Raw genomic sequence first — 18,262 nt, forward strand, 5'->3', positions numbered from 1 at the left:
GTTCATCCTTCGCGTGTGCCCATCAAGCCGCGTGGCCTGAAGACCAGCATCAAGACCAGTAGCAAGTAGGGCAATATGGGCGCGATCTCACTGATTTTTAATCGCCACAGCACGTAGCCAAACGAGTCTGGTGTTAGTGGCTGGCCAATGCTTGCAAACAGGCTCACCACAGACCAGTCCATGGCCACGGCAAATGTCTGCACCACGCCAATCAGGATGGACGCGATGAAAGCCCCAGCCAATGAGCCCATACCCCCCACCACAACAACAACAAACACAATACTGCCCACAGTGATCGCCATGCCAGGCTCTGTCACAAAGGCATTGCCACCAATCACCCCAGCCAACCCAGCCAGTGCAGCACCACCGCCAAACACGCCCATGAACACGCGCGGCACGTTATGGCCAAGCGACTGCACCATGTCTGGGTGCGTAAGCGCGGCCTGAATCACCAAGCCGATTCGGGTTTTGGTAAGCAACTGCCAAATGGCAAACAGCATCACAATGGCAACGCCCATCATGAAGCCGCGGTATAGCGGAAATTGTGTGCCGTACAACGTGAACAATGGCCCATCTAGAAATTCAGGCACACGGTAGTCCACTGAACTGCGGCCCCACACCAATTGCACCAGCTCCAAAATGATGTAACTCAAGCCAAACGTCACCAGCAACTCTGGCACATGGCCCAAGTGATGCACACGGCGCAAAGCCCATTTCTCAAATAAAGCCCCTGCAATACCAACACCGATAGGCGCTAACACCAATGCCGGCACATAGCCCACCACCTCGGAGATGCTGTAGGCAAAGTAGGCGCCCATCATGTAAAAACTGGCGTGGGCAAAGTTCAGTACGCCCATCATGCTGAATATCAGCGTCAATCCGGAGCTGAGCATGAACAACAGCAAGCCATAGCTCAGGCCGTTGAGCAATGAGATGACTAAGAATTCCATGTGTGACCCACAAACAGATAGTTAGGGTGCAGGCCAAGCTTGCGGGTTTGGCCCAGCGTTGAACAAAGCAGGCAGCACGGCTGCCTGCTATGCCTCACAAGTGAGTGACTGACGCGCTTTCAGGGGCGCTTCATGTCACAAGTGGTGGCGGTACTGGACGTCTGCAAGTCCAGGTACTTGACGGGTGCAAAGGTGTAGCCCGTGTTCTCAACACTGTAGGCGTACTTGCCATCTGTCTTTTGCCACTTGGATATCCACATCCCTTGTTGCAGCTGGTGGTCATCAGCGCGCATGGTGGAGTCACCGTTGAATCCTTTGATGGTGAGGTTCTCCATGGCTTTGGCCACCTTTACCGGGTCGGTGGACTTCACCTTGGCCATGGCATCACCCAATAGCGTGACGCCATTAAAAGTAGCGTAGGTGTAGTAGTCGTCGTTGAATCGCTTTTTAAATTCAGCGCTCAGCTCGCCCAACTCACCCGTGTGATTGGAGTGCGCGTAAGACACCACATACACCTGTCCAGATCCACCGGCCAACGCTGTAGGCGTTCCGGTCACCGGTGCGTAGTAGGTGTACAACGGTGTGGTCATACCTGCGTCATTGAGGGCTTTGACAAGCAAGGTCAGGTCGGTGCCCCAGTTGCCCGTAACAATCGCGTTGGCGCCAGACTGCTTGATCTTGGCCACGTAGGGCGCGAAGTCCTTGACTTGAGCAATGGGGTGTAACTCGTCGCCTACGATTTCAATATCTGGGCGTTTCCGCGAAATGCCTTTTTTGAAATACTCTGAAACCTGTTTGCCGTGCGAGTAGTTTTGACCAATCACGTAGACCTTGGTGATGGCCTTCTCGTCAGCCATAAACGAGGTCAGCGCTTGCATTTTCATGCTGGTATCGGCGTCCAGGCGGAAGTGCCAGTAGTTGCAAGCCTCATTGGTGAGTGAGGGGTCGACTGCGGCATAGTTCAAAAAGACAACCTCCTTACCGGGGTTGCGCGAGTTGTGCTTGGCCACGGCTTGAGAGATGGCCGCTGCCGCACCTGAACCGTTGCCCTGGGCCACGTACTGGATGCCTTGGTCAATGGCGGCCTTCAACGCGGTTAAGGATTCTTGTGGTGAGCCCTTGTTGTCAAAGGCCACCATCTCGAAATTCACGCCGGCAGCATTGTTTGCACCGCTTTTCTTCTCGGCAATAAAACGCCAGCTTTGCAGTTGGTTTTGCCCTACGTTGGCAAACGGGCCGGACAAGGGGTCAATAAAGGCGATTTTGACGGTCTCGCCCGATTGCGCAAAAGCGCTGCACATACCAGCGATAGCCAAAGAGGCGGTGAGGGTTTTGATTCCAAAGCGCATGCGTTGTCTCCTAAACGTTTTTTCAAACAAGTTAAATCAACCGAACCAAGTTGCAGCTTGCAAGCACCGGTGCCCCCAAGCTATCACATGTGTGACTACCTCTGGTTAACCCAATTGTCTGCGCTACTGCGGTAATTGGTAGTCTGCCAACTGCTCACGCAATGCCATCTTTTGCATCTTGCCCGTGGCACCCAAGGGTATGGCGTCGACAAACACCACATCGTCGGGTATCTGCCACTTGGCTATCTGGCCTTCAAAGTGGGCCAACACATCCTCTTTGCTCACCGAGGCGTCTGGCTTTTTCACCACCACCACAATGGGGCGTTCGTCCCACTTGGGGTGAGCCATGCCAATACAAGCAGCCATGGCAACGCCTGGGTGCGACATGGCAATGTTTTCCACGTCGATAGAGCTGATCCACTCGCCACCGGACTTGATCACGTCTTTGGACCGGTCTGTGATTTGCATAAAGCCCTGAGCGTCAATGGTGGCCACGTCGCCCGTTGGAAACCAGCCATCAACCAACGGCGCTGGCTTGTCGGACTTGTAGTAGTTGTCAATCACCCATGGACCTTTCACCAACAAATCACCGTAGCTCTTGCCGTCCCATGGTTGCTCTTGGCCTTGCTCATTCACAATTTTCATGTCCACGCCAAACACAGCGCGACCTTGTTTGAGCAAAGTCGCACGGTTGGCCGCCTTGTCACCAGCGTCTTTCTTCAGCACACCCACGGTGCCCAGGGGCGACATTTCCGTCATGCCCCAGGCATGCAGCACTTGCACGCCATAGTCGGTTTCAAAGGTGTCAAACATGGCAGGCGGGCACGCAGAGCCGCCAATGACGGTGCGCTGCAAACTTGAAAACTTGAGCTTGTGCTGCTGCATGTAGCCCAGCATCATTTGCCACACTGTGGGCACACCGGCGGCCATGGTGACCTGTTCGGCCTCCACCAGCTTGTACACAGACTCACCGTCCATGGCTGGGCCCGGAAACACCAGCTTGGTGCCGGTAGCCGCAGCAGAGTACGGAATACCCCACGCGTTCACGTGAAACATGGGAACAACCGGCAAGATGGCGTCATTTGCGCTGATACCCAAGGCATCAGGCAGCGCCGCTGCAAACGCGTGCAGCAAGGTGGATCGGTGGCTGTACAGCGCAGCTTTGGGGTTGCCAGTGGTACCGCTGGTGTAACACATGCTGGAGGCCGTGTTTTCATCAAATTGCTGCCAAGCATAGTGTTTGGAGTGGCCGGCAATCCAGGCTTCGTAGGCGCGTAATTGGGGTATGCCCTCTATGGCGCTCGCAGTGGTCTCGTCGCTCAGCGCGATCCAGTGCTTTACCGTGGGGCACTGAGCCTGCACGGCCTTGATCAACGGGGCAAATGTGGTGTCAAAACACACCACCGTATCTTCAGCGTGATTGATGATCCAAGCCAACTGCGCCGGGACCAGACGCGGGTTTAGTGTGTGCAACACGCGTTGGCTGCCGCTGACGCCGAAGTACAGCTCTAAATGGCGGTAGCCGTTCCAGGCCAGTGTGGCCACGCGCGCACCCGCTGGAATGCCGTCCGCATCCAGCGCATGTGCAATTTGTTGCGCACGCTGTGCAACCTCACCCCAGCTGGTCCGGTGAATGTCACCCTCTACGCGGCGCGAAACGATTTCGGTGCTGGCATGATGACGCTGCGCGTGCTCTAGCAACATGTGAATCAACAAACCCTGTGACTGCATCAAACCTAACATGCCGCATCTCCTAAAGCGTAAATGTGAATATCCAACAAACGCTGATCATGCTAAGCCACACAAGGCCTGTAAATAGGCGAAAACGCCAAAGCCTGTCACACGCCAGACACCCCTACACCCGCTAAGCACGCCTACGAACAAAAGACCAACAAGACCATGACCTCGAAAGCCCATTTGGCACACGCCGCCTGGGGCATTTGGTTGGCACCGCACAATAGCGCCATGGCTCAACTACTCAGCTCGCCCACACAGGCAGACTTTTTAAGCACTCTAAACCGTGCTGACTACGCCGGCGATGCAGGTGATGACGCAATGCGTTTTACGGTGGACTGCCCTGCCACACCCTTGGCCCAGCCTACGCTGGCCGCCAGCAATGCCCCGCTTCTTGCGGCCTGGGGCTATGAGCCACCCAAGGACCAAGCCTTGTGGGCCAACGTACTGAGCGGCAATGCCAGGTGGCCCAACGCGGCAAACAGCACATCGGCAAGCGTCTACAGCGGCCACCAATTTGGCGTGTGGGCAGGCCAATTGGGCGATGGTCGCGCCTTGATGCTGGGGCAAGTAGACACCGCGCAAGGCAGCATGGAGTTGCAACTCAAAGGCGCTGGTCCTACGCCCTTCTCACGCCGAGGTGATGGCAGAGCGGTGCTGCGCAGCAGCATCAGAGAGTATGTCTGCAGCGAGGCCATGCACGGCTTGGGCATACCCACTACGCGCGCGCTGGCCATGGTGGCATCAAGTACGCAGGTCAGGCGAGAGAGCATTGAAACCACAGCGGTGGTCACGCGTGCAGCGCCCAGTTTTTTGCGCTTTGGCCACTTGGAGCACTTTGCTCATCATGGGCAGCACGCTGCGCTGCGTGTGTTGTTTGAGGCTCTTGTCACGCGCTATTTTCCAGCGTTAGGCGAGCTCACTGGCGACGAGCACGTAGCCGCTTTGCTGCGCGAGGTGTCCGGCCGTACCGCCAAACTCATGGCGCAGTGGCAGTCGGTTGGTTTTTGCCATGGCGTGATGAACACCGACAACATGAGCCTGCTGGGCCTCACACTGGACTATGGCCCCTTCCAGTTTTTAGACGCCTACCAACCAACGCACATTTGCAACCATTCGGACCAGGCTGGTCGCTACGCGTTTAATCAACAGCCGCAAATTGGCTTCTGGAACTTGCACGCCCTGGCCCAAGCCCTGGTGCCGCTCATGAGCAGCACCAACGCCGCTACCGAACACCTGCAAGCGGCACTAAAGCCCTACCCAGACGAGTTTGCAGCCCACTACACGCAGCTGCTGAGCGCCAAGCTTGGGCTAGACCAGCGCCAGGACACGGACCCAGACCTCATTAACGACTGGATGAGCCTGCTGGCCAGCCAAAGCGTTGACCACACACTGGCTTGGCGCAACCTGAGCCCAGTGCAGTACGCACAGGCGCCAGCGCTCAACGCTGAGCCACCGCGTGAGCTGTCTGACCTGTTCAAAGATGGCCAAGCCTTGGCGCAATGGTGGCGTGGCTATGTCGCCAGACTAAGCCACATGCACCCAGACCAGCAGGCAAGCTGGGGCCAGCGCATGCGCGCGACAAACCCCAAATACGTATTGCGCAACCATTTAGCCCAGCTGGCGATAGAGGCCGCCATGCAAGGGAACTGGCAAGTGATGAACGATCTCAAAGCCGTTCTGGACGCTCCCTTTGATGAGCACCCTGCCCACAACGAGTGGGCGCGCCTGCCACCAGCCTGGGCGGCTGATTTGTCGTTAAGCTGCTCTTCTTGAATGAAAAGACCCCAACCACCGCGCTACCAACCGCGCCAGTAACCGCCCCGGCAACGCCCACCACCCGTTCCGCTTTTCCAGCATCAACACCAGTAGATAATGCACCAATGCGCTTACTTTTAGATTTTTTCCCCATCGCCATATTTGTAGTGGCCTACAAAATGGGTGACATTTACACGGCTACGGCCGCGCTTATGGTCGCCACGGTGGTGCAAACCGGCTTGTTGTACAAGTTGGACGGCAAGCTGGCCACCGTACAAAAAGCCACACTGGGCTTGATTTTGGTCTTTGGCGCGCTCACGCTGGTGTTGCACGATCAGCGTTTTATTCAGTGGAAGCCAACGGTTTTGTATGGTACGTTGGCCGCCATTTTGAGCATTGCGTTGCTGGTGTTCAAACGCAACTTGTTGCACCTGATGCTTGGTGCGCAGCTGCAGTTACCAACCAGGGTCTGGCACAACTTGGCGCTTGTTTGGGCTGTTTATTTTGCAGCCATGGGCGCACTCAATGCGTTTGTAGCCATTTACTTCACCCTGGATCAGTGGGTGGACTTCAAGCTGTGGGGCTACATATTCCCTATTGTTTTTATAGTGGGCCAAGGCTTTTACATCGCCAAATACTTGCGTGATGACGCACCACCCCCAAAGGACGAACACGCATGAGCGACTCAACACCCATTACCGCGCAAGCCATAGAAGCCCGCCTGCGCGACTTACTCAGCCCAGCGCCCCTGGAAGTCATTGACGAAAGTGCTGCGCACGCTGGACATGCGGGGTCAAATGGCTTGGGCTGGGGCACGCATTTTAGGGTGCGCATGCACTGTGCGGCTTTTGTGGGCAAGTCCCGTGTGGCTCAGCACCGCGTTGTGTATGATGCCCTGCAACCGTTTATTGACGCTGGTTTGCATGCGCTTGCCATTGAGGTTGCAGCGCCACAGTAACGGTGTGTGCCACGCCATACCCTTTCAACAACCCCAACTTCTTCTGATTATTTATGACCCAATTTGTGTTGTCTCGTCCCGTTGCACGTGCACTCGTTGCCGCTGGTTTGCTCAGCGTTGCAAGCCTGTCCAGCGCTTGGGCGCAAAACCTGGCCATCGTCAATGGCAAACCAGTGCCCAGCGCGCGTGTTGCCATCATGGAACGTCAAATGGCAGCTGCCGGCCAGCCTGTTACCGATGATGTACGCGCACAAATTCGCGACGAAGTCATCAACCGTGAAGTATTGGTGCAAGCCGCCACAGCACGCGGCCTCAACACCACGCAGGCTTATCAAGACCAGATGAGCCTGGCGCGTGAGAGCATACTGGTGCGTGCCTTGCTGGCCGACTTTGAAGCCAGCAACCCCATTACAGAAGAGCAGATTGCCGCTGAGTACAAGCGCGTGGCCGACAGCGACATGGCCAAGGAATTTCGTGCAAGCCACATTTTGGTTGCCACAGAGGCCGAGGCCAATGATGTACTGGCCAAACTAAACGGTGGTGCAGACTTTGCCACTCTGGCCAAGCAATTGTCCAAAGACCCAGGCTCAGGTGCACAAGGCGGTGATTTGGGCTGGGCCAATGCAGGTGGTTTTGTGCCAGAGTTTGGCGCGGCCATGGTGGCCTTGAAGCCAGGCGAGACCACAGCAAAGCCGGTACAAACCCAGTTTGGCTTTCACATCATTCGTCTTAGCGACTCACGCCAAATGGCCTTACCCCCACTTGAGCAAGTACGCGACCAGGTTGTGGAGCAACTAAAAACCACCCGCTTGAACGCGTTTCAAGACGGTTTGCGCGCCAAGGCCACCATCCAGTAATCAGCTGCGCAGTAGCAACGCACTGAGCGCTTGCGGCTGATCGACCATGGGGTCGTGACCGCAAGCCAGCTCAAAGTAGCGCCACGACTTGTCGAAGTCGGTGGCGCTTTTTGTTGCTTGCGCGGCAATGGCTGCATGCACGCGCTCACGGCTTCGCTGCACAGCAGGCAGCGCTGGCTTGGTGCAATCTATGTAGGTTTTGGGCACGCTTGACATGGCCTCATCGTCTATGTCCAGCTTGTCAAAGTACACGCCAAAGGGCTGCGGTGTTTGCCTGCGGTTAACCCAATCACGGTCTTCACCTACAAGGCCAAACACGCTGGCATCAGGCGCTGGCAAAAACACGCCACCACCCAGGGTATGTGCCTCTTTGGCGCGCTGAGCTTGTGCTTCTGGTGCCTGCAAGCTGGCCCAACTCTCGCCACTGCGCGGCACGTGAGCATCCACGTACACCATACGCTGCAACACGCCGGGCAGGTATTGCTGCAACTCGTGGGCCGCCTGCGTAATCACCAAGCCGCCGTAGCTGTGCCCCACCAGCACCACGCGTTGCCACTCGCTGGCCACCACGGTTTGCACCACATCGGCCACATGGGTTGCCAAACGGATATTGGCTGCCAGCGCATGCGCACGCTCACCCACACCCGTTAAGGTCACAGCATGACTTTGCACGCCAGCTGCCTGAAGCAATGGCTGCACACGCTGCCAGCACCACGCGCCGTGCCAAGACCCATGCACCAGCAGGAAAACAGTTGAGGCAGACGTTTTGTGTGTCATGGTGTTCAATGGTTAACAAAGCCCTTGTTGTGTGCTCGCCTGAATCAGCCCAACCATTCACGCGCATTGCGCCACAGGTCGGCCCAAGGGCTTAAGGCGTTGATATCCCCGCTGGTCCAACTCATTTGAGCGTTTCTAAAGACGCGCTCTGGGTGCGGCATCATGGCGGTGAACCGGCCATCAGAGGTGGTGACTGCTGTCAGGCCGCCTGCGCTGCCATTGGGGTTGGCGGGGTATTGCTCAGTGGGCAAGCCAGTGTTGTCTACAAAGCGCATCGCAGCAACAACATCAGAGGCGTTGCCGCGCGACTCGAAGTTGGCAAAGCCCTCGCCGTGCGCCACGGCAATCGGTAAGCGCGCACCTTGCAGGCTGCTTAAAAACACGCTGGGAGACGCCAACACCTCAACCATGCTCAAACGCGCCTCAAAGCGCTGGCTGTGGTTGGTGGTGAAACGTGGCCAGGCCTGTGCGCCAGGTATCAAAGGCGCCAGCTCGGCAAACATTTGACAGCCGTTGCAAACACCCAAGCCAAAACTGTTGTCACGCGCAAAAAATGCTTTGAACTGCTCTGCCAAGGCCTCATTAAACACAATGCTTCTGGCCCAGCCTACGCCAGCGCCCAGGGTGTCGCCGTAGCTAAAGCCACCACACGCCACCAAGCCCTGGAAGTCGCGCAAGTTTGCGCGACCACTTTGCAGATCACTCATGTGCACATCCACCGCGTCAAAGCCGCCCAAGTCCACGCTGTAGGCCATCTCAACGTGCGAGTTGACGCCCTGCTCTCTGAGCACGGCCACCTTGGGCCTTGTCGTTGACACACTTGGTGCTTGCGCCTTTGCGCTGTAGCCCTGAGGCAAGTGCACGTGCAAGCCAGGGTCAGACGCTTGGCCCACGCTGGCGTGCTCAGCGTCCGCACCTTGCGGGTTATCACGCAACTTGCACATTTGCCAACTCACGCTGTCCCACACGGCGTGTAAGTCTGTTAGAGCCGCATCAAAGATATTGCTGGTATCGCGCCACACTTGCACGCGACCTTTGCCAATGTCCATGGTCGCACTGTCAGGACGAGTTTTGCCCACCACATGGCTGACCGCAGACAAGCCGTGCGCGCGCAGTATGGCAAACACGGCGTCGCGTTGCGCCGTATCAACCTGCAACACCACGCCCAGCTCTTCATTGAACAGCGCCTTGAGCGTGCGCTCAGCACGGCGTGCACCCACTTGTTGAGCCCAGTTTTTACTGTCACCCACGTCCATCAGGCTGTTGCTGATACCGTCGCCTTCCACCAGCAGCATGTCTATGTTGAGCGACACACCTACATTGCCCGCAAACGCCATTTCGCATACACAGGCCAGCAGACCACCGTCGCTGCGATCGTGGTAGGCCATTAGCAGACCTTTGGCTCGCAGCTCGTTCACAGCATTGACCAAGGCCACCAAGTCTTGGGCGTTGTCCAGGTCCGGCGCAGCACCTGCGCTTTGGTTGAGCACCTGGGCCAGCATGCTGGCGCCCATGCGCATCTGGCCGTGGCCCAGGTCCACCAGTATCAGGCTGGTATCTGCTGCGTCGCGATTGAGCTGCGGTGTGAGCGTGGGGCGTATATCGCCAACTGTTGCAAAGGCACTCACGATGAGGCTAACCGGCGATACCGACTTGTGCGCAAGGCCTTGTGCATCTGTCCACTGCGTGCGCATAGACAAGCTGTCTTTGCCCACTGGTATGGACACCTTTAGGCTGGGACACAAGGCCATGCCAACGGCTTGAACGGTTTGGTACAGCGCTGCATCTTCGTAGGGCTCACCGCAAGCGGCCATCCAGTTGGCTGACAGCTTGATGGTGTCCAGCTCAATGGGCGCGCTCAAGGCGTTCAGCACGGCCTCGGCCACTGCCATGCGTGCGCTGGCTGGTGCGTTGATAGATGCAATAGGACTGCGCTCACCCATGGCCATCACTTCACCAGCAAAGCCTTTGAAGTCTGCCAAAGTCACTGCGCAATCGGCCACAGGCACCTGCCATGGGCCTACCATTTGATCCCGGTGCGTCAGACCTCCCACGGAGCGGTCGCCAATGGTGATGAGAAAGCGCTTGGACGCCACAGTGGGCGCACCCAGCACGGCAATAACGGCTTGCTCAAGTGTCACGTCATCCAGCGATATATCGGCAAAGCTGCGCTGCAGGCTGTGCACATCTCGCGTCAGCGGCGGCATGCGGCCCAGCAACACGTCCATGGGCATGTCAACAGCGCGCTGACTCGGCGCTTGCGTGGCAACGCTGGCGTCTTGCGGCAGCCGCTCGTCGGCCACCACCAACTGTCGCTGTTCGGTGGCAACACCCACCACGGCAACAGGGCAGCGTTCGCGCTGCGCCATGGTTTGCAGGGTGTCCCAGGACGCTGGAGCAATGGCCAATACGTAGCGCTCTTGACTTTCGTTACACCACACCTCTTTGGCTGCCATACCGCTTTCTTCCAGCGGAATTGCAGACAAGTCAAAAAACGCACCCCGCCCTGCATCGTTGGTGAGCTCTGGAAATGCGTTGGACAAGCCACCTGCACCCACGTCGTGAATCGCCAATATGGGGTTGGCAGCGCCCATGCGCCAGCAATGATTGATCACCTCTTGCGCACGGCGCTCTATTTCGGGGTTGCCGCGCTGTACAGAGTCAAAGTCAAGCTCGGCGTTGTTGGCACCACTGGCCATGGAGCTGGCCGCACCGCCACCCATGCCAATGCGCATGCCAGGCCCACCCAGCTGCACCAGCAAAGTGCCTGCTGGAAACTCAACCTTGTGGGTCAGGGCCTCGTCAATGACACCCAAGCCACCCGCAATCATGATGGGCTTGTGATAGCCGCGCAACACTTGGTCTTGCTCGCTCACTACCAGCTGTTCGTAGCTTCGGAAGTAGCCCGACAAGTTGGGGCGACCAAACTCGTTGTTAAACGCCGCACCGCCCAAGGGGCCTTGCAGCATGATGTCCAGTGCGCTGGCCATGTGCGCAGGTGGCGCGGGCAAGTCGGCCAACCCCATGGGCGATGACGCAGCTGTGCCAGCTGGCCAGCGCAGCCTGAAACCGTAAAACCTGTTAATCCGGCCTTGGGGGCGGAGCCGCGCCCGGTTGCGCCTTCATCGCGAATTTCACCGCCCACGCCTGTAGCCGCACCTTCAAAAGGGCTTATAGCGGTTGGGTGGTTGTGGGTTTCCACCTTCATCAACACATGGCGCACGGCCTGCGTGTGTTGGTAGCTACTGGCCTGTGTGGGCTGGGCTGGCACAAACGCGCTAACCCGGTGGCCAGTCATCACGGCGGCGTTGTCCGAGTAGGCCACCACCGTGTGTTGCGGGCGCAGCTTGTGGGTGTTGCGTATCATGGCAAACAAGCTCAGGTCTTGCGCTTGGCCGTCAATGATGAATTGGGAATTGAATATCTTGTGGCGACAGTGTTCGCTATTGGCCTGGGCGAACATCATCAGCTCTACATCTGTGGGGTTGCGGCCCAAACCCCTGAAGGCTTGTTCCAGGTAGTCGATTTCCGCGCCAGACAAGGCCCAACCAAACTCGGCGTTGGCCCGCTGTAACGCTGGTGCACCTTGACCCAACACATCCACCACAACAGTGGGCGCGCTAATTTTGGCGGCAAACAGTTGGCTTGCCTGGTCTTGCTGCGTGAGCACGGTTTGTGTCATGCGGTCAAACAGCGGTGCAAGCAGCGCGGCCGTTTGCTCGGCGCTTAGCGCAGGCGCGCGCTTAAAGCTCAGGCGCATGTGGGTTAGCCGCTCTAGGCGTTGCACATCCAGGCCACAATTGCGCGCAATGTCGGTGGCTTTTGAAGCCCATGCAGACAAGGTACCCAAACGCGGACTAATCCACAGGTCCAGGCTGTGTCTGGCTTGGGGCAACTCGTATACAGCACCGTTTGCGGGCAGCAGCAAGGCTTGCAGCTTGTCCACCGCGCTGTCTGGCGCGCCGCTGGCCACAAACTGGTGTGCGGCCTGCAGATCCTGTACGTCTGGCTGTATGGTCTGGAGTTGGGCAAGCAGCCGGCGCTGCAAGAAGTGGCTCAAGGCATTGGAGCCCTGAAAGTAGCGCAATGGCGTTGTCACTGTTTGGCCTAGAAATGGTGCCGCGCAGCGCGGCTGGTAGCAGAAGCCGTTATTTTAAGGCCGCGCACGCTCAGGCGCGTATACAAACGGCAAGGGCGTGCCGCTTCAAGCTTGGGCGCCGTTATTGCAATGCTTTGTTATTTACAAACGGAACATGGCGTTTTTGCCCGCCATGGCGTTGCGCATGTACAGCTGCAGCAACAAGGCCTGGAAGGTTGGCGTGACCAGCCCTGACTCTTGGGCCAACATGAGCTTGAGGACTTCAGCCGTGATCTCAATGCAGGTGACATCGCCCTTTGCAATCGCGGATGCACTGCGCACACCGCCAGACAGTATGGCCTGCTCACCAAATGAGTTTCCGGTTTTGAGCTCAGCAATGACGGTGGCCGAGTCAGGATCCACCATAAGTACTACGCCAGCTTGAATCATGTAAAACCGCTCGGCGTTATCGCCTTTGTTAAACATGACTTGCCCGTCGGTGTAATGGCCTTGGGGAAACTTGACATCGCTCATTTGAGTGCCGCCGGAAATAAATCAATGTGCATGATGCGCGCAATGGTGCACCGGAAAATGCCTTTCAAGCCCGTATTGGTCTTGGCCACACTGCGCAGCGCGCCCTCCATGGGAATCATGCGGGTGTTGACAAGGCTTCTGGCCGTTGCGTGGCAGCGTGCCTTCACGCCCAGCAAGCCCTCTGACAAGCCAACAACCGCGCCCGGGCCCACCACAAAGTTGCCGTCGGGGTGCACGATATCAACCTCTCCAGACACGATGACGTGCGCGGTAGCGACCAACTCGTCCTTGCCCATTAAAACCTTACCCGTATCGAACAGACCGGTTGTCAGGTTGGGGTTGGCCATGATCTGAAACAGCAATCGCTCATCACTGCTCAGGTGCAAGTTGTCGTAGTACTCAGGCGTGTGCTGGCGCCCGCTATCGCTGAAGGAGATAGAACTGAATCGGTTCGTATCAATTGAAAAGACAGGTTCTGTCAAAACGAATACCCCTAAATGAACGATCAACCCTGCGATGCTGCGGCTGGTATGGCCTCAGCGAGCGCGACTGCCTGGCTGTGACTCATTGCGCAACCAGCTCAAGGGCTCTATGGGCTGAACAGCATAGGCCGTCAGCTTGAGCTCTGAGGACATGCGGTCTGCCAGGCTTTGCGCCATTTCAAAGGCCTCTTTGCCAGAAACACGCTTGTTCTGGTACTGCACCCCCAGCGAAAAGAATGCCTCAGCGTACTTGAACGGAACGTAACCCAGCACCAAACCCTCAGGGGTTCGAATTTTTTTGTAACAAGTCTCTGGCGTGGCTTTGGGAAAATTTGGTGGGTCCTCGCCGCCAGCTACGGCAATCATGACTGTCTCGTCGAAGTTCAACAAGCTGCGCATGCCATCGTCAAATATCTCGTCAAGAACGTGTGAGGCGCGCACTGCAACGCGCACCTTGACCGCGCGCACGGCTTTGGAGTCGCCAGACAAGCGCACGGCATTCTCATAGGCTTTCTTGGCCTGGGCTTTAGGCCCTTCCTTTTTTCTGAAAATATCAAACAACCCCACAACCACCTCCTCGCGTTGTGGTCGCACCACAACAACAAATCACTAATAATTAACGATGTACTGCATCACAGTGCTGGCCTTGAGCTCAGGCACGTTAACCCAAGTCGCACCCGGCACCTCGTGCTTTATCAGAGCCCCCACAGAGGGCCTGTTACCAATCCACTTGACCGTTGCTGGGTGAATGTTTTGCCGAATGAGGCCCAAAACAGCCGGCTTGACCATATCTATATCCATGGCCAACATCCACAGCTTTTTGGGATTGATGCCTGTCAGCGACACCATTGGCTTGGGTTTGGCCAGGTAGTAGCCCAAGCGAATCACGCGCAGGCCGTTGGCAATGAGCTTTTTGGCCAAGGTGCCCGCTGAGCCAGACGCTTCCAGCACCAAAAACAGCTCTTTTCCACCTCTTGTTTCACCAACCTCGACACCAGCTCGTCCATGTCGCCGGCCAGTTTGGGCCTGGCAACCGTCTTGTAGTGAAACTTTGAAATATCCTTGATGTAGCAAACTTCGGAGATGGCTGACGCAGTCTCCAAGTCAAGGGCGGCGAATTTGACGCGGTCTTCTCTCAGCTTGAGCGCCAAGCACAAGGGGTCAAAAAACTCCAGCGCATCGGGCGCATCCTGGGTCTCAAACGCCACCGTGAGTGGTGTTTTGTCCTTCACGGCGTCCCAATCGGCCAACTCACGCAATACGCGGCGCAATATGGCGTCGTTAGCCATCTCCAGCTGAAAAAGAGGCGACTCCACCAGGTCAAGCTTGTAATCGGCGTTGACGCGCTTGAAGTCTGTTGCCAGTACGCTGGCACGCGTGCCCCAGGCCGAGGTGGTCAGCACCAATGTGTCGTTAGAGGCCGTCATGATCGCATCTGCAGTTGTATCCCTTGTAGCGCCCACACGGGCAGACTATGGCTCGTGGCGGCCGCTTCATTTTAGGGGATCACCTGTACACCGCTGGATCAGCATCAACATGTACATGGCCTGTCAGTGGCTATGGACAACTAATGCATTACACCAGTCAACATATCGCGGCTTGCTGGCCCGTGGTTCAAGATGTTGAGCCAGCAGCCGATACTGCCAATACGCGCTATCCGCGTTTAATCAACAAGTCGCCAGCTCATTACTTTTCGCCTGTGTACACAAAACACCGTGACAACCGCCAACCCCACACTGCTGCAAAGCCTCAACCAATTCGGCGTTGACCTCGCGTTTTGGGACTTGACCAACGCTCAAGACATCAACGAGATTGAGGCCAATTTGCGCGCATTGGCGGCGACGCCCCAACTGCCCCCGGCAGTGGCGCAGGCGCTAGAGCTGGCACTGGTGCAATTGCCGACCTGGAGCACAACGGCCCAATCTGACCCCAGCGCGGCCATGGATTCTGTGTGTCAGTGGTACAGCCAAACAGAGCTGCTGTGTGCCCAAGGCATAGAGCCAGTTGTGGCCGAGGTGGCGCAGGCGGCTGACACAGAAGTGGCCGAACAAGACAACACCCGTATTGAACTGCATGTCGCGCGTGATGGCGACTTGCTGCGCGAGTTTTGCAACGAGGCCAACGAGTTGCTGGCAGACATTGAACAAGGCCTGCTAACGCTTGAAAGTACGCCAGACGACCATGACGTATTGAACGCCATTTTCAGAGCGTTTCACACCTTCAAGGGCGGTGCTGGCATGCTTAAGTTGCTGCCCATACAGCACTTGGCACACCAACTTGAATCCATACTGGACAAGGCGCGCAAAGGCTTGCTAACCGTTGACTCCAATGTGGTCAGCCTGGTGTTGCAGGCTTCCGACGGCGTGGATCAGGCGGTACGCGACATTCTGCAGGCTTTGGACAGTGGCGAACAACAATCTTTTATTGCATTCGACGCTCACGCGGTATTGGACAACGTGGCACGCGTGCTGCGTGGGGACAACGTGGTTGTGACAGCCGCGGCACAAGTCACCCAGCCAGATCACGACGCGCCCAGCGCCGAGCCCGTCGTGACGGTGGACAAACCCAGCCAATCTGGCGGCACTGCGGCCGCAGACGTCAGCATCAAAGTGGGTGCACGCAAGTTGGACGAACTCATTGACCTGGTGGGCGAGCTGATGATTGCTCAATCCATGGTCACACAACACCCACTTGCCGCCAAGGTGGCCGACGACGCGTGGAACAGGTCTGTACGCCAGCTGTCGCGCATCACAAAGGATTTACAGCGCACGACCATGGCGGTGCGCATGGTACCGGTGGCCAACACCTTCAAGAAAATGACGCGAGTCGTCAGGGACTTGAGCGCAGCCCAAGGCAAGCAAATTGACTTGGTGCTCAAGGGTGAATACACCGAGCTGGACCGCTCGATTGTGGACGCCCTGGCCGACCCGTTGGCGCACATGGTTCGCAACGCCGTAGACCACGGCATAGAGCCGCCAGATGAGCGCCAGGCCAGTGGCAAAGACGCACGCGGGCGCATCGAACTGGCAGCGTTTCAGCGCGGGGGCGCATTTTGGGTGCAAATCACCGACGACGGACGGGGCTTGTCGCGTGAGCGCATACGCAACAAAGCGTTGGCAAACGGCCTGATCACCCCAGACCAGGAGCTGGCCGATGCCGACTTGTTCAACCTCATCTTTGCGGCCGGTTTTTCTACAGCGACCAACGTGACCAACGTATCTGGGCGCGGGGTGGGCATGGATGTTGTACGCCAGAGCATTGCGGCTTTGCGCGGCAAAGTGGATATCAGCTCCGAACTTGGTCAAGGCACGCAAATGACCATCACCCTGCCCTTGACGCTGGCCATTATTGACGGCTTGTTGGTGGTGGTAGGCCAGCAGCGCTATATCGTGCCTGCCCTGTCGGTCATAGAGTGTTTGCGCCCCCAAGCCGACATGCTGGGCCTGACCTCAACGCAAGGCGAAGTGGTACGCATACGCGACCAGCTCATTCCCATAGTGCGGCTCGGCAAGTTGCTGGACGCCCCCCACGTCAGGACTGACCCGACACAGGGTATTGTGGTCGTGGTACAGACCGGTCGCCAGCGTATTGCCATACTGGTAGACCAGCTGCTGGACAAGCAAGAATTGGTCATCAAGTCACTGGGCAGCAGCTTTCAGCACCAGCATTTGTTCTCAGGTGCCGCCGTCATGGGTGACGGTTTGGTCTCTTGCATTTTGAACATCGACGCGTTGTCAGAGCAAGTCACCAAGAGGCCAGCGAGCAGCGCCCATGCACACCAGCACAAACTGGACTGGCAGTCTGAAGCACTTTTAAGTTGAACGCCGTATGAACAACATTGCAGCCACGCACAAATACCTTGCCTTTAGCCTGGGCGATGAACACTTTGGTACCCCGGTGCTTCAGGTGCTGGAAATCGTGAGGCTCATGCCAGTAACGCCAGTGCCCCCAATGCCTGCCTACGTCAAAGGCGTGATCAACTTGCGCGGGCGCATTGTCACAGTGGTGGACATGCACGTGCGTTTGGGTATTGCTGTGCCTGCAGACACAGAACGCAACTGCATCGTGGTGTGCCAGGTTGATGGTGGCAACAAGGCCGCCGACTGTATAGGCATCATTGTCGACAGCGTTGACGAGGTCATGTCCATCAAGCCAGACGACATACAAGAGCGTTTGTCCATCAACGCCAGCAGCGATTCGGACTACGTGCTGGGAATGACGCATGTTGGCGGCAAGATCCGAACCATCATGGATATGCAACTGTTTTTGCAAGCCATTACCGCCCTTACCCAGGCAACAAGTCAAGACCCAGCCGCATCAACAGACAAAAACGGATAAGACATGCTGACAAACTTTAGTAAATGGACGCTCAGTGGACGCCTGCGCATGCTGGCCAACATCACCTTCACATTGGTGCTTTTGGGCAGTATTGGCGGGTATATGACCTTGAACAGTGCCCATAAGACACTGCACAGCGTTGCGTCGTTGCACGTACCTAAAAGTGTGTTGCTAGGTGATATGTTCGAGTCGTTGGCGCTGGATTGGCTGGACGTGGAGGCATACAGCCAAGCCAGCACAGCCCAACGCAAGGCCTTGCAGCAAACGCACACCATGCTCGTTACCCAAAACCTGGACCGCACGCAGCAGCTCAAATCCTTCAACCTCAGCGCTGAGGCCAGACAGGCCATTGACAACATAGCCATACAGCTCAACTTGCTGAATGCGGCCACAGACACCTACTGGCGCGTTGCCAATTCCGTGATGCCCAGCGCAGATGCGATGGCT

At 57.1% G+C, this 18,262-nt stretch carries 15 protein-coding genes and 1 pseudogene; 6 read left to right on the forward strand and 10 right to left on the reverse strand.

What is annotated here, in order from left to right; all coding sequences use genetic code 11:
• Positions 1-2: 2 nt before the first annotated feature.
• The 3 genes from LN050_02860 to LN050_02870 form a co-directional block, all read right to left on the reverse strand.
• On the reverse strand, positions 3-950 hold the full coding sequence (locus tag LN050_02860) for a branched-chain amino acid ABC transporter permease (GenBank protein ID UFS56806.1): 948 nt from the start codon (positions 948-950) through the stop codon (positions 3-5).
• Between the two features lie 119 nt (positions 951-1,069).
• Positions 1,070-2,299, reverse strand: coding sequence for a branched-chain amino acid ABC transporter substrate-binding protein (locus LN050_02865; protein UFS56807.1), 1,230 nt, complete (start codon positions 2,297-2,299; stop codon positions 1,070-1,072).
• A gap of 123 nt (positions 2,300-2,422) precedes the next feature.
• Positions 2,423-4,042, reverse strand: coding sequence for a fatty-acid--CoA ligase (locus LN050_02870; GenBank protein UFS56808.1), 1,620 nt, complete (start codon positions 4,040-4,042; stop codon positions 2,423-2,425).
• Positions 4,043-4,264: 222 nt separating this feature from the next.
• Here LN050_02870 and LN050_02875 point away from each other — a divergent pair, with 222 nt between their 5' ends.
• The 4 genes from LN050_02875 (at position 4,265) to LN050_02890 (ending at position 7,606) form a co-directional block, all read left to right on the forward strand.
• On the forward strand, positions 4,265-5,809 hold the full coding sequence (locus LN050_02875) for a YdiU family protein (GenBank protein ID UFS56809.1): 1,545 nt from the start codon (positions 4,265-4,267) through the stop codon (positions 5,807-5,809).
• 107 nt (positions 5,810-5,916) lie between these two features.
• Positions 5,917-6,471 (forward strand): septation protein A, encoded by a 555-nt coding sequence (locus LN050_02880; protein UFS56810.1) that lies wholly within the window; start codon positions 5,917-5,919, stop codon positions 6,469-6,471.
• Positions 6,468-6,749, forward strand: coding sequence for a BolA family transcriptional regulator (locus LN050_02885; protein UFS56811.1), 282 nt, complete (start codon positions 6,468-6,470; stop codon positions 6,747-6,749). The genes LN050_02880 and LN050_02885 overlap by 4 nt, the downstream gene beginning before the upstream one ends.
• 53 nt (positions 6,750-6,802) lie before the next feature.
• Positions 6,803-7,606 carry a peptidylprolyl isomerase gene (locus tag LN050_02890; protein UFS56812.1) on the forward strand — a complete coding sequence of 268 codons (804 nt, stop codon included), beginning with the start codon at positions 6,803-6,805 and terminating at the stop codon, positions 7,604-7,606.
• Here the strand turns inward: LN050_02890 and LN050_02895 are convergent, their stop codons facing one another.
• The 7 genes and pseudogenes from LN050_02895 to LN050_02925 all read right to left on the reverse strand — a co-directional run bounded on the left by LN050_02895 (position 7,607) and on the right by LN050_02925 (position 14,904).
• The gene (locus tag LN050_02895; GenBank protein UFS56813.1) at positions 7,607-8,383 is read right to left on the reverse strand and encodes an alpha/beta hydrolase; all 777 of its coding nucleotides are present in this window, start codon (positions 8,381-8,383) and stop codon (positions 7,607-7,609) included.
• Positions 8,384-8,427: 44 nt separating this feature from the next.
• Positions 8,428-12,482 (reverse strand): annotated as a pseudogene (gene purL / locus LN050_02900) (phosphoribosylformylglycinamidine synthase).
• 141 nt (positions 12,483-12,623) lie between these two features.
• Complete coding sequence (locus tag LN050_02905; protein ID UFS56814.1) at positions 12,624-12,995, reverse strand: cyclic nucleotide-binding domain-containing protein; 372 nt, start codon at positions 12,993-12,995, stop codon at positions 12,624-12,626.
• Complete coding sequence (locus tag LN050_02910) at positions 12,992-13,477, reverse strand: hypothetical protein (protein UFS56815.1); 486 nt, start codon at positions 13,475-13,477, stop codon at positions 12,992-12,994. The genes LN050_02905 and LN050_02910 overlap by 4 nt, the downstream gene beginning before the upstream one ends.
• Before the next feature lie 54 nt (positions 13,478-13,531).
• Complete coding sequence (locus LN050_02915) at positions 13,532-14,044, reverse strand: hypothetical protein (GenBank protein ID UFS56816.1); 513 nt, start codon at positions 14,042-14,044, stop codon at positions 13,532-13,534.
• 42 nt (positions 14,045-14,086) lie between these two features.
• The gene (locus tag LN050_02920; GenBank protein UFS56817.1) at positions 14,087-14,398 is read right to left on the reverse strand and encodes a hypothetical protein; all 312 of its coding nucleotides are present in this window, start codon (positions 14,396-14,398) and stop codon (positions 14,087-14,089) included.
• Positions 14,362-14,904, reverse strand: a complete 543-nt coding sequence (locus LN050_02925) for a hypothetical protein (protein ID UFS56818.1) — start codon at positions 14,902-14,904, stop codon at positions 14,362-14,364. Before LN050_02925 ends, LN050_02920 begins: the two co-directional genes overlap by 37 nt.
• Before the next feature lie 288 nt (positions 14,905-15,192).
• Between LN050_02925 and LN050_02930 the strand changes: the two genes are divergently transcribed.
• Both LN050_02930 and LN050_02935 read left to right on the forward strand, forming a co-directional pair.
• Positions 15,193-17,298, forward strand: coding sequence for a chemotaxis protein CheA (locus LN050_02930; GenBank protein ID UFS56819.1), 2,106 nt, complete (start codon positions 15,193-15,195; stop codon positions 17,296-17,298).
• Between the two features lie 7 nt (positions 17,299-17,305).
• A complete protein-coding gene (locus LN050_02935) occupies positions 17,306-17,815 on the forward strand; it encodes a chemotaxis protein CheW (GenBank protein UFS56820.1) in 510 nt (169 codons plus the stop codon).
• The last annotated feature ends 447 nt before the right edge of the window (positions 17,816-18,262 follow it).

This window comes from Comamonadaceae bacterium M7527 (assembly GCA_021044545.1).
Lineage (GTDB): Bacteria > Pseudomonadota > Gammaproteobacteria > Burkholderiales > Burkholderiaceae_C > RS62.